This window comes from Micrococcus sp. GbtcB5 (assembly GCF_019091605.1).
Taxonomy (GTDB): Bacteria; Actinomycetota; Actinomycetes; order Actinomycetales; family Micrococcaceae; genus Micrococcus; species Micrococcus luteus.
Window position 1 is genome coordinate 58,421 of record NZ_JAGXJK010000002.1, and the last position, 12,305, is coordinate 70,725.

The 12,305-nt window shown below is 72.8% G+C and carries 11 protein-coding genes; 5 read left to right on the forward strand and 6 right to left on the reverse strand.

Translation table 11 applies throughout. The features are described from left to right. Window positions 1-45: 45 nt before the first annotated feature. The 5 genes from KVS67_RS01220 to KVS67_RS01240 all read right to left on the reverse strand — a co-directional run bounded on the left by KVS67_RS01220 (window position 46) and on the right by KVS67_RS01240 (window position 4,669). On the reverse strand, window positions 46-372 hold the full coding sequence (locus KVS67_RS01220; protein WP_217564708.1) for a metal-sulfur cluster assembly factor: 327 nt from the start codon (window positions 370-372) through the stop codon (window positions 46-48). Between the two features lies 1 nt (window position 373). After that, the gene (gene sufC, locus KVS67_RS01225) at window positions 374-1,138 is read right to left on the reverse strand and encodes a Fe-S cluster assembly ATPase SufC (RefSeq protein WP_010078702.1); all 765 of its coding nucleotides are present in this window, start codon (window positions 1,136-1,138) and stop codon (window positions 374-376) included. Between the two features lie 46 nt (window positions 1,139-1,184). Next, window positions 1,185-2,423 (reverse strand): Fe-S cluster assembly protein SufD, encoded by a 1,239-nt coding sequence (gene sufD, locus KVS67_RS01230; protein ID WP_217564709.1) that lies wholly within the window; start codon window positions 2,421-2,423, stop codon window positions 1,185-1,187. A gap of 1 nt (window position 2,424) precedes the next feature. Continuing rightward, the gene (sufB, locus tag KVS67_RS01235) at window positions 2,425-3,897 is read right to left on the reverse strand and encodes a Fe-S cluster assembly protein SufB (RefSeq protein WP_036315257.1); all 1,473 of its coding nucleotides are present in this window, start codon (window positions 3,895-3,897) and stop codon (window positions 2,425-2,427) included. A 76-nt stretch (window positions 3,898-3,973) separates the two neighbouring features. Beyond that, complete coding sequence (locus KVS67_RS01240; protein ID WP_336627754.1) at window positions 3,974-4,669, reverse strand: helix-turn-helix domain-containing protein; 696 nt, start codon at window positions 4,667-4,669, stop codon at window positions 3,974-3,976. A 138-nt stretch (window positions 4,670-4,807) separates the two neighbouring features. Here KVS67_RS01240 and KVS67_RS01245 point away from each other — a divergent pair, with 138 nt between their 5' ends. Genes KVS67_RS01245 through KVS67_RS01255 form a run of 3 tightly spaced genes read left to right on the forward strand, consistent with a single transcriptional unit; the run spans window position 4,808 to window position 7,605 of the window. After that, on the forward strand, window positions 4,808-5,773 hold the full coding sequence (locus tag KVS67_RS01245) for an ABC transporter ATP-binding protein (RefSeq protein ID WP_233263272.1): 966 nt from the start codon (window positions 4,808-4,810) through the stop codon (window positions 5,771-5,773). Beyond that, window positions 5,770-6,546 carry an ABC transporter permease gene (locus KVS67_RS01250; protein ID WP_036338545.1) on the forward strand — a complete coding sequence of 259 codons (777 nt, stop codon included), beginning with the start codon at window positions 5,770-5,772 and terminating at the stop codon, window positions 6,544-6,546. The genes KVS67_RS01245 and KVS67_RS01250 overlap by 4 nt, the downstream gene beginning before the upstream one ends. A 42-nt stretch (window positions 6,547-6,588) precedes the next feature. After that, complete coding sequence (locus KVS67_RS01255) at window positions 6,589-7,605, forward strand: heme A synthase (protein ID WP_036338548.1); 1,017 nt, start codon at window positions 6,589-6,591, stop codon at window positions 7,603-7,605. A gap of 87 nt (window positions 7,606-7,692) precedes the next feature. On the opposite strand, the gene KVS67_RS01260 is transcribed toward KVS67_RS01255, so the two are convergent. Further along, entirely contained in the window at window positions 7,693-8,673 is a 981-nt protein-coding gene (locus KVS67_RS01260) for a heme o synthase (protein WP_036338551.1), read from the reverse strand. A 262-nt stretch (window positions 8,674-8,935) separates the two neighbouring features. On the opposite strand from KVS67_RS01260, the gene tkt reads away from it, so the two are divergent. Both tkt and tal read left to right on the forward strand, forming a co-directional pair. Beyond that, window positions 8,936-11,110 carry a transketolase gene (tkt, locus tag KVS67_RS01265; RefSeq protein ID WP_217564711.1) on the forward strand — a complete coding sequence of 725 codons (2,175 nt, stop codon included), beginning with the start codon at window positions 8,936-8,938 and terminating at the stop codon, window positions 11,108-11,110. 59 nt (window positions 11,111-11,169) lie between these two features. Further along, entirely contained in the window at window positions 11,170-12,288 is a 1,119-nt protein-coding gene (gene tal, locus KVS67_RS01270; RefSeq protein ID WP_063189246.1) for a transaldolase, read from the forward strand. Window positions 12,289-12,305: the final 17 nt, after the last annotated feature.

Sequence of the window (12,305 nt, forward strand, 5' to 3'; positions counted from 1 at the left end):
CGCGGGGGGGGGGGCCCGGCCCCCCCCGCCGGGGCCCGGGCGGGATCAGATGTGGAAGCCGAGGGCGCGCATCTGGTCGCGACCGTCCTCGGTGATCCGCTCGGGGCCCCACGGGGGCATCCAGACCCAGTTCAGCCGCCACTCGTCTACCATGGTGCCGATCGCGCGGGAGACCTGGTCCTCGATCTCGTCCGTGAGCGGGCAGGCCGCGGTGGTCAGGGTCATGTCCACGAGCAGCGCGCCGTCGTCGGCGTAGTGCAGCCCGTAGAGCAGGCCCAGGTCCACGACGTTGACGCCCAGCTCCGGGTCGATCACGTCCTTGAGGGCCTCACGGATGTCCTCCGTGGGCGCCTGGTTCGTGGTCTCCGTCATCTCAGGCCCCCGCCGCGGCCTTCTCGAAGCGGGCGTAGCCCTCGGCCTCGAGCTGCTCGGCGAGCTCCGGGCCGCCGGACTCGGCGACGCGGCCGTCCACCAGCACGTGCACGTGGTCCGGCTTGATGTAGTTGAGGATCCGCGTGTAGTGGGTGATCAGCAGGGTGCCCATCTCGTTCTGCGCCTGGGCGCGGTTGACGCCCTCGGAGACGATGCGCAGCGCGTCGACGTCGAGGCCGGAGTCGGTCTCGTCGAGGATCGCGAACTTGGGCTTGAACAGCTCGAGCTGGAGGATCTCGGCGCGCTTCTTCTCGCCGCCGGAGAAGCCCTCGTTGACGTTGCGGTTCATGAACGCCGGGTCGATCTGCAGGGCCTCGAAGGCGCCCTTGACGTCCTTGGTCCAGGTGCGCAGCGAGGGGGCCTGGCCGTCGAGCGCGGTCTTGGCGGTGCGCAGGAAGTTGGTCATGGTGACGCCCGGGATCTCCACGGGGTACTGCATGGCCAGGAAGAGGCCGGCCTGGGCGCGCTCGTCGACGCTCATCTCCAGCACATCCTCACCGTCGAGGGTGATGGAGCCGGAGGTGACCTCGTAGCGCGGGTGGCCGGCGATGGTCGAGGCCAGGGTGGACTTGCCGGAGCCGTTCGGGCCCATGATCGCGTGGGTCTCGCCCGTCTCGATGGTCAGGGAGAGGCCCTTCAGGATCTCCTTGGGGCCGTTCTCGGTCGCGATCTGCACGTGCAGGTCGGTGATCTGCAGGGTTGCCATGGTGGTTCTCCTCGGGTGGAAGGCGGTGGGGTCTGCGGGGCGTCGGTCAGAGCTGCGCGATGCGGAGCTCGTCCTCCATGACGGCGGTCAGCTCGTCCTCGACGTCGCCGACACCGATCTTCTGGATGATCTCGTTGAGGAAGCCGCGCACGATCAGGCGGCGGGCCTCGGTCTCGGAGATGCCGCGGGCCATCAGGTAGAACAGCTGGGTCTCGTCGAAGCGGCCGGTCGCGGACGCGTGGCCCGCACCCTCGATCACGCCGGTCTCGATCTCCAGGTTCGGCACCGAGTCCGCGCGCGCCCCGTCGGAGAGCAGCAGGTTCTGGTTCTTCTCATACGTGTCCGTGCCCTCGGCCTCCTTGCGGATCAGCACGTCGCCCACCCACACGGTGCGCGCGTCCGTGCCCTGCAGGGCGCCCTTGTAGAGCACGTTCGAGACGCAGTCCGGCTGGTTGTGGTCCACGAACAGGCGGTTCTCGAGGTGCTGCCCGGCGTCGGCGAAGTACAGGCCGTACATCTCGGCCTCACCGCGCTCGGCGGCGAACCGCGCGGTCGGGGTCAGCCGCACCACGCCGCCGCCGTAGGAGACGGCCACGTGCTTGAAGTGCGCGTTCGTGGCGACCGAGGCCTGCTGGGCCGAGACGTGCACGGCATCGCCCTCCCAGGCCTGCACCGCGACCACGTTCAGGCGGGCGTCGCGGCGCACGTCGAACTCGACGTTCTGGGCCAGCACGGCGGTGCCGCGGTGGGCGATCACGACGTCGGCCTGCGCGTTCTCCTCCACGAGCACGGTCAGGTGCATCGCGGCCGGGTCGGCGGAGGAGCCGACGACGTCGATGCGCACCGGCTCGGCGACCTCGCCGGAGATCGTGACGACGGTGGCCTCGGAGACCGAGTTCCAGGCCGCGGCGGACACGCGGTCGTCGGGGGTCAGGACGGAGCCGACGCGGGCGTCGTCGCGGGCCACGGTCTCCACCGTGACGCCGGCCTGCTCGGCCACGGCCACGGCGGGCGCGGCACCGGTCAGGCGCGCGTCGTCGCCCTCGGGCAGGTGCAGCCCGCCCAGGCGCTTGAGCGGGGTGAAGCGCCAGTCCTCCTCGCGCCCCGTGAGCACGGGGAAGTCGGACAGCTCGAAGGAGCTGAGGCGATCGGCGCGCGAGCCCGCGGCGTTGCGCTCCCGGCCCCCGGCCCGGGCGACCGGGTTCTGCGCGACGGTGAGCTTCTCGCCCTCCTCGCCCATGCCCGGGATCATGGTCCGCTGGGTGTTCTCCACGGTGTCGGTCATGTCAGCCCACCGATCCTTCCATCTGCAGTTCGATCAGCTTGTTGAGCTCGAGCGCGTACTCCATGGGCAGCTCGCGGGCGATCGGCTCGATGAAGCCGCGCACGATCATGGCCATGGCCTCGTCCTCGGACATGCCGCGGCTCATGAGGTAGAAGAGCTGCTCCTCGGACACCTTCGAGACGGTCGCCTCGTGGCCGAGGGTCACGTCGTCCTCGCGGATGTCGATGTACGGGTACGTGTCGGAGCGGGAGACCGTGTCCACGAGCAGGGCGTCGCACACCACCGAGTTCGCGGAGCCGTTCGCGCCCTCGGCGATCTGCACCAGGCCGCGGTAGGCGGCGCGGCCGCCGCTGCGGGCCACGGACTTGGACACGATCGAGGAGTTCGTGTGCGGGGCCATGTGCACCATCTTGGAGCCGGTGTCCTGGTGCTGGTCCTTGCCCGCGAACGCGACGGAGAGGGTCTCGCCGGTGGCGTGCTCGCCGGTCAGGTACACGGCCGGGTACTTCATGGTCACCTTGGAGCCGATGTTGCCGTCGATCCACTCCATGGTGCCGCCGGCCTCGACCACGGCGCGCTTGGTCACGAGGTTGTACACGTTCGTGGACCAGTTCTGGATGGTGGTGTAGCGCACGCGGGCGTTCTTCTTCACCACGATCTCCACGACGGCCGAGTGCAGCGAGTCGGACTGGTAGATCGGGGCGGTGCAGCCCTCGATGTAGTGCACGTACGAGTCCTCGTCCGCGATGATCAGCGTCCGCTCGAACTGGCCCATGTTCTCCGTGTTGATGCGGAAGTAGGCCTGCAGCGGGATCTCCACGTGCACGCCCTTGGGCACGTACACGAAGGAGCCGCCGGACCACACGGCCGTGTTCAGGGAGGCGAACTTGTTGTCGCCGACCGGGATCACGGTGCCGAAGTACTCCTCGAAGATCTCCGGGTGCTCCTTGAGCGCGGTGTCGGTGTCGAGGAACACGACGCCCTGCTCCTCCAGGTCCTCGCGGATCTGGTGGTAGACGACCTCGGACTCGTACTGGGCGGCGACGCCGGCCACGAGACGCTCGCGCTCGGCCTCGGGGATGCCCAGGCGCTCGTAGGTGTTGCGGATGTCCTCGGGCAGGTCCTCCCAGGTCTTGGCCTGGCCCTCGGTGGAGCGCACGAAGTACTTGATGTTGTCGAAGTCGATGCCGGACAGGTCCGGGCCCCACGCCGGCATCGGCTTGCGCTCGAAGTACTTGAGGGCCTTGAGGCGCAGGTCGCGCATCCACTCCGGCTCGTCCTTCTTGCCGGAGATGTCGCGCACGACGTCCTCGTTCAGACCGCGGACGGCCTTCTCGCCGGCCGCGTCGGAGTCGGCCCAGCCGTACTGGTAGGCGCCGATGGCGTTGAGCTCGGGGTTCTTGTCGAGGATCTCCTGGATCACGCCGGGGTCGGCGGTCTCCGCGGAGTCCCGCTGGACGATCTGGTCGGTCATCTCAGCCTCTCTCACTAGTCACTGCGGTCGGGGTCGGTCGGGTGGTCGGCGGGAGCCGGGGCGTGGCCCGCGCGGCTCAGTCGCGGCCCAGCGGCACGTGTGTGGTGCACACGTGGGCGCCGGCGGCGAGGGTCGAGAGCCGGCGCACGTCCACCTCGAGCAGGCGGGCGAACAGCGCGGTCTCCTCTTCACAGAACTCCGGATGGCGCGCGGGAATTCCCTGGAACGGGCAGTGCCCCTGGCAGACCTGGTCCGCGCGGAGGGTGGGCGCCAGGCCCGCGCCGAAGTGGCGCAGCGTGCCGGCGTAGCCGGCCTCGTCGAGGACCCGCGCGAGGATCCGGGTGCGGTCCTGCAGCGCAGTCTCCCGGCCGTCGACGGCGGCCGTGAAGCGCTCCTCGATCTCCCGGAAGGCGTGGCGCGCGGTGCGGCGCACCTCCTCCTCCCCGGCGAGCTCCTCGAGGCGGGCCAGGGTGTCCAGGGCGACGGCGAGGTGGTCCTTGGGCAGGTGCTCCTGCGCGTGCGAGGTGACCACGTAACGGCGGGAGGGCCGTCCCGCGCCGCGGGCCGCGGTGACCCGCTTGACCTCGACGAGCGAGTCCTCCTCGAGCGCGTCCAGATGGCGGCGCACGGCGGCCGCGGTCAGCTCCAGCTCGCGACCGATCTCGGCCGCGCTGACGGGACCACGCGTCAGGACCAGCTGCAGCACACGCTCGCGCGTGCCCTCGGCCGGGGCCGGAGCGGGGGGCGACGCAGACTGATCCGAATACACCACGCCATCATGACCTATTGATCTGGAACGGTTCAAGTGAGGCTCGCCTGGCTTGATGACGGTCGCGGCGGAACCCGCGTCAGACCGGGCGCCCCGGCCCCTCGAGCCGGGGTCGCAGGGCCCGAGGACTAGACTGGCACAGTGCCCCGACCTCCCCTGACCCCGGATCCCGTGCCGCGCGACGAGCCCGTCCTGCGCCTGAGCGACGTCCACCGGAGCCTCGGCCGCGGCCGGTCCCGCACCCCCGTCCTGCGGGGCGTCGACCTCACCGCCCGTGCCGGCGCCGTCACGGTGCTGCTCGGCCCCAACGGGGCCGGCAAGTCCACCACCCTCGGCCTCTGCCACGGCATGGACCGGCCCGACGCCGGCACCGTGCGCGTGTTCGGCGCAGACCCGTGGCGGGCCTCCGCCGACCTGCGCGCCCGCATCGGCGTGATGTGGCAGGAGGGCGGCCTGCCGCCCGCGATCCCCGCCCGCCGCTTCATCGGCCACGTGGCGTCCCTGTACCGCGACCCGCTGCCCGTCGAGCCGCTGCTGGAGCGCCTGCTGATCGCCGACGTCGCCGGCCGCCCCCTGCGCCGCCTCTCCGGTGGCCAGCGCCAGCGCGTCGCGCTCGCGGCCGCCCTCGTCGGCCGGCCGGACATGCTGTTCCTCGACGAGCCCACCGCGGGCCTCGACCCGGAGACCCGGCCCGTCGTGCACGACGTCGTGCGGGAACAGACCGACCGCGGCGCCGCCGTGCTGCTGACCACGCACCTGCTCGACGACGCCGAGCGGCTCGCGGACGACGTCGCCATCCTGCGCGCCGGCCGCGTGGTCCGCTCCGGCCCGCTGTCCGAGCTCACACGCGTGGCCGAGGGCGACGTCGTCGACGTGGACTTCGGCGACGCCTCCCCCGACGCCGTCCGCGCCTGGGCCGACACCCTGCCCGCGCCGCTGCGCGCGGCCGGCCTCGACGAGTCCGCCCGCCTGCGCGTGGCCGGCGTCCGCGGCCCGGACGACCTGGCCGTCCTCGCGGCGAGCTGGCGGGAGCACGCCCTGATGCCCACCCGATTCGAGCGCGCCGGACTGCGCCTCGAGCAGATCCTCCGGGAGACCGCCGCATGAGCACGCCCGTCGTCGACCACCGCGCCCCGGCCGGCACCGGAGCCCACGCGGGCGCCGCCCCGCTGGCCGCCCGCGTCCTGCGTCAGGCCGGCTACGAGACCGGCACCGCGCTGCGCAACGGCGAGCAGCTGCTCGTGACCGTGGTGCTGCCCCTGCTCGCGCTCGTGGGCGTGCACGTCACCGGCCTGCTCGACGCCCCGGGCCGATCGGGCCTGGACGTGGCCGTGCCCGGCGTGCTCGCCCTGGCCGTGATCAGCTCCGCGTTCACGGCCACCGCGATCGCCACGGGCTTCGAGCGTCGCTACGACGTGCTCGCCGCCCTGGCCACCACCCCGCTGGGCACGCTCGGCCTCGTCGCCGGCAAGGCCCTGGCGGTGGTGGCCCTCCTGCTGGTGCAGGTGAGCGTGATCGGCGGCGTCGGCCTGGCGCTCGGGTGGCGTCCGGACCCCGAGGGGATCCTGCCGGCCCTGGTCGCCCTCGCACTGGGGGCCGCCGCCTTCACGGCCCTCGGGCTGCTGCTCGCCGGCACGGCCCGGCCGGAGGCGACCCTCGCCGTCGCCAACCTGCTGTGGGTGCTGTTCGGCGCCGTCGGCGGCACGGTGTTCCCCGCCCGGGTCCCCGGCGTGGACCTGCTCCCCTCCGGCGCGCTGGGCACGGCCCTGCGGGCCGCCCTCCTGGACGGGTCCTGGTCGCCCGTCCCCCTGCTCGTGCTCACCCTGTGGGGCGCCGTGGCCGTCGCGGCCGCGCTCCGCTGGTTCCGCTGGCGGCCCTGAACCGTTCCCCGTCCCCCTGCATCGAACGATCGGAAGGACACCGTGTCCACCACCACCCCCGCGGCCCGGACCGCCCCGGCCGGACTCGCCGCCCGTCTGCCGCAGCGCCTCTCGAAGGCCACCATGGCCCTCGCCGTGGCGTCCCTGGCGTCCGAGATCGGCATCATCGTCACCGGCGGCGCCGTGCGCCTCACCGGCTCCGGCCTGGGCTGCCCCACGTGGCCCAAGTGCTCACCCGAGTCCCTCACCAACACCCCGGAGATGGGCATCCACGGCTACATCGAATTCGGCAACCGGACGCTGACGTTCGTCCTGGTGGTCATCGCCGCCGCCATGTTCCTGTCCCTGTGGAACCTGCGCGGCACCCACCGGAGCCCCTTCTGGCTCTCCGTGGGCCTGCTGGCCGGCATTCCCGCGCAGGCCCTCGTGGGCGGCGTCGTGGTCCTGACGAATCTGAACCCGTGGTGGGTGGCCGGCCACTTCATCGTGTCCTCGATCATGGTGGCCGTGGCGACCCTGCTCGTGGTGCGCATCGCCGCCGAGCGCCGTGCCGGCCGGGCGGGGGTGCCCCTCGTGGACGGCGCCACCACCGGCCGGTCCCGTGCCGCCGCCTGGGCGGCGTTCGCGCTGACGTGGGCCGCCGTGTACCTGGGCACCGTGGTGACCGGCACGGGCCCGCACTCCGGCGACCCCGGCTCGCCGCGCCACGAGTTCGACCCGCTGTTGGTCACGCGTGCCCACGTGGTCCCGGTGTACCTGCTCCTGGCGGCCACCCTCGTCCTGTTCTTCACGGTGCGCCGCGCGGCCGGCGCCTCCCGCCTGCAGCGCGCCGCCGTGCTGCGGCTCCTGCTCGCCCTCGTGTTCCAGGCCGCCGTGGGCTACACCCAGCACTTCACGGGCCTGCCGATCGGCGTGGTCCTGCTGCACATGCTGGGCTCTGCCCTGCTCGTGGCCGCCGCGACGGAGACCTGGGACCGCCAGGTCGCCCGCTACGTCACGGCCGGGCCGGGTGTCCCGGTCGAGGCCGCCGCCCCCACGCGCACCGTCGCCGCGGGCTGACGCCCCGCGCACGCGAACGGCCCCGCACCGGCTGGTGCGGGGCCGTCGTCGTCGGCGTCCCGGGGAGCGCTGGGGGCGGACCGGCGCTCAGGCGCCGAAGTGCATCAGCGGCGCGCCCACGAACGGGTCCACGGCCAGGGCGATGAACAGCAGCGTCAGATAGGTGATGGAGAGGTGGAAGACCTTCATGGCCTTGCGGTCCTCGAAGTCCTCGCGCTGGGCCTGCACCTGCAGCACATGGGACTCCCAGATGAACCAGGCTCCGACGACGAGCGCGACCGCGGTGTAGACGATGCCGGCCCAGCCCATCGGCACGAGCAGGAGGGAGCACGCCACGGTGGCCCACGCGTAGAGCACGACCTGGTTGGAGACGTGGCGCGCGGAGGCGATGGCGCCGAGCATCGGCACGTCGGCCTGCTGGTAGTCGCGCTTGTACTTCATGGACAGCGGCCAGTAGTGCGGGGGCGTCCACAGGAAGACCACGAGGAACAGCACGATGGCCGGCCACTCGACGGTCCCGCGCACGGCCGCCCAGCCGATCAGCACGGGGAAGCAGCCGGCGATGCCGCCCCACACGATGTTCTGCTCCGTGCGGCGCTTGAGCACGAGCGAGTACACGACCACGTAGAAGAAGATGGCGGCCACACCCAGGCCGGCCGCCAGCCAGTTGGCGCCGAACCCGAGGATCAGGATGGACACGACGGTCTGCACCCACGCGAACACGAGGGCCTCGCGCGGGGTGACCTCGCCGGTGACGAGCGGCCGGTTCTCGGTGCGCTTCATGACCCGGTCGATGTCCCGGTCGATGTAGCAGTTGAAGGTGCCGGAGGCGCCGGCGGCGAGCGCACCGCCGACGAGCGTGGCGATCATGGTGAGCACGTCCGGGAAGCCGCGCTGCGCGAAGATCATGGTCGGCAGCGTGGTCACCAGCAGCAGCTCGATCACCCGGGGCTTCGTCAGCTCGACGTACGCCCGCACCTTGCGGCGCAGGGGCAGCGGGGACCGGTCGACGACGCCGGGCTCGGCGGCGACGCGGGCGGCGGACGGCGACTCCAGGGAGGATGACATCTGCTTCTCACGGTGAGGGGACGGTGGGCGTGCCCGTCCCGGGGTTCGGATCGGCCACTCGGGCGGTCCGCCTGCGGGCAGGCCTTGACGCAGTCTACTCGTGTCAACGGTCGTTCGCCCGGGGACGAACCGTGTCATGGGACGCCCGGTCGGGCCCGCCTCGCGGTCGCGGGGCTAGGCTGGGATGACGGCCCCGCGCCGCGACGCCCCGGCGTCGGCCGGGGTCGCGCCCCGACGCTCCCGATCCGCCAGGAGAGAACCCGTGACCGACGCCGCGCAGCCGTCCATTCCCCCGACCCTGGACCGGGTGGCCCCGGCCCGCGGGTTCGTCTACTCGGAGCAGGACCGCCGGATGGTCGACACGCTCAAGGCGCTCTCGGCGGACGCCGTGGAGAAGGCCGGGCACGGCCACCCCGGCACCGCGATCTCGCTGGCACCCGTGGCGTGGCAGCTGTACCAGAACGTCATGCACCTGGACCCCACGGACGACCGCTGGGAGGGGCGGGACCGCTTCATCCTCTCCGCGGGCCACGCCTCCCTCATCCAGTACCTTCAGCTGTTCGCCGCGGGCGCCGGGCTCGAGCTCGAGGACATCCAGGCGCTGCGCACCGAGGGCTCCAGGACTCCGGGCCACCCGGAGTACGGCCACACCCACGGCGTCGAGGTGACCACGGGGCCGCTGGGCCAGGGCCTGGCGATGGGCGTCGGCTTCGCGTATGAGCAGCGCCGTGTGCGCGGGCTGATGGACCCCGACGCCGCCCCCGGCACCTCCCCGTTCGACCATCACGTGTTCGTGCTCGCCTCCGACGGGGACATCCAGGAGGGCGTCGCCGCCGAGGCCTCCTCGCTGGCCGGGCACCAGGAGCTCGGGAACCTGGTCGTCGTCTACGACGCGAACCGCATCTCGATCGAGGACGACACGGACATCGCGTTCACCGAGGACGTGGTCCGCCGCTACGAGGCCTACGGCTGGCACGTGCAGGAGGTCGACTGGACCAACGGCGCCCAGGGCCACGCCGTGACCGAGTACACGGAGGACGTGGAGGCCCTGTACGACGCCCTCGTCGCGGCCAAGGCCGAGACCGGCCGGCCCTCGCTGATCAAGCTGCGCACCGTGATCGGCTGGCCCTCCCCCACGAAGCAGAACACCGGCGGCATCCACGGCTCCAAGCTCGGCACGGACGAGGTCGCCGGCCTCAAGGAGAGCCTCGGGCTGGACCCGACCACGACCTTCGACGTCGACCCCGAGCTCCTGGCCCGCGCCCGGTCCATTGCCGAGCGCTCGGCAGAGTACCGCCGCGGCTGGGAGGCGGCGTTCCAGGCCTGGCGCGAGGCCCACCCGGAGAAGGCTCGCCTGTACGACCGACTGGCCGGACGAGAGCTGCCCGCCGGCTTCGCGGACGCGTTCCCGTCCTGGGACGCGGACGAGAAGGGCCTGGCCACGCGCGCAGCCTCCGGAGAGGTGCTCACGGCCCTCGCGCCGGTCATGCCCGAGCTCTGGGGCGGCTCGGCCGACCTCGCCGGGTCGAACAACACCACCATGAAGGGCGAGCCCTCCTTCATCCCGGCCCACCGCTCCACCGCCACGTGGCAGGGCCACGAGTACGGCCGCACCCTGCACTTCGGCGTCCGCGAGTTCGCGGCCGGGGCGATCGTCAACGGCATCACGATCGGCGGCCTGACCCGCGCGTACGTGGGCACGTTCCTGACGTTCTCCGACTACATGCGCCCCGCCGTCCGCCTGGCCGCCCTCATGGGCACCCCGAGCACGTACGTGTGGACGCACGACTCCATCGGCCTCGGCGAGGACGGCCCCACGCACCAGCCGGTGGAGCACCTGGCCGCCCTGCGGGCCATCCCCGGGCTCGACGTCGTCCGCCCGGCCGACGCCAACGAGACCGCGTGGGCGTGGCGGACGGTGCTCGAGCACCGGGACCGCCCGGCCGGGCTCGTCCTGTCCCGGCAGAGCCTGCCCGTGCTCCCCCGGGACACGGACGGCTTCGCCCCCGCCTCGGGCGTGGCCCGCGGCGCCTACGTCCTCATCGACGCCACGGATGCCGACGGCGCGCCGACGCCGGCCCGCGCGCTGCTGATCGCGACCGGCTCCGAGGTCTCCGTGGCCGTGCGGGCCCGCGCGCTGCTGCAGGCCGACGGCGTCCCGACCCGCGTCGTCTCCGCCCCCTGCCTCGAGTGGTTCGCCGAGCAGGACGAGGCCTACCGGGCCGAGGTCCTGCCCGACGGCCCCGACGCCCCGGTCCGCGTCTCCGTCGAGGCCGGCATCGCGATGCCGTGGTTCGAGCACACGGTGACGGCCTCCTCCCCGGGCGCCCGCGTGAGCCTCGAGCACTACGGCGAGTCGGCCGACGGCGCCCGCCTGATGGAGAAGTACGGATTCACTGGCGAGCACGTCGCCGAGGTGACCCGCGGCCTCCTCTGAGGCCCGGCGCCCACGGCGCCCCGAGCACGTCCACCCCGAAGGGAAGGCACCCGCAGACCATGAGCACCCCGCAGAACCCGAACACCGCCGCGCTGGCCCAGGCCGGTGTGTCGATCTGGCTCGACGACCTCTCCCGCACGCGGCTGGACGAGGGCACGCTCGAAGAGCTGATCGCCACCCGCTCGGTCACCGGCGTCACCACGAACCCGTCCATCTTCGCGGTCGCCCTCGCGGACGCGGGCGCCTACCAGGGACAGCTGCGCGACCTCGCCGCGGCCGGCGCCTCGGTGGACGAGGCCGTCGTCGCCCTGACGACCGAGGACGTGCGCCGCGCCGCCGACGTGCTCGCGCCCGTCCACGAGCGCACCGGCGGGGCGGACGGCTTCGTCTCCCTTGAGGTCGATCCGCGCCTGGCCCGCGACGCCGCCGGCACCGTGGCGCAGGCCCGCGAGCTGGCGGCGGCCGTCGACCGTCCCAACCTCATGGTGAAGATCCCCGCGACCGTGGAGGGCCTGTCCGCCATCGCGGACGTGCTCGGCGCGGGCATCAGCGTGAACGTGACCCTGATCTTCTCCCTGCCCCGCTACCGCCGGGTGCTCAACGCCTGGCTCACCGGCCTGGAGAAGGCCCGGGCGAACGGGCACGACGTCCGCCGCCTCCACTCGGTGGCCTCCTTCTTCGTCTCCCGTGTGGACACGGAGGTCGACGCGCGGCTGCGCGCGATCGGCACCCCCGAGGCCGAGGCGCTGACCGGCCGGGCCGCCGTCGCCAACGCGCGCCTGGCCTACCGAGCCTTCGAGCAGGCCCTGGACTCGGAGCGCTGGCGCCTGCTCGAGGCGGCCGGCGCCCCCGTGCAGCGGCCCCTGTGGGCCTCCACCGGCGTCAAGGACCCCGCCCTGCCGGACACGCTGTACGTCACCGAACTCGTGGCACCGCACACCGTGACCACCCTGCCGGAGAAGACCCTCGAGGCGGTCGCCGACCACGGGGTGATTGCGGCGGACACCGTCACGGGCGCCTACGCCGAGGCCGATGCCCTGCTCGACGCGGTCGGCGCGGCAGGCGTGTCCTACCAGGACGTCGTGGACGTGCTGGAGACTGAGGGCCTGGAGAAGTTCGAGGCCGCGTGGGACGAGCTGCTCGGCTCGGTCCGCTCCGGGCTCGACGCCCATCGCTGACCGCACCCGCCCCCCGA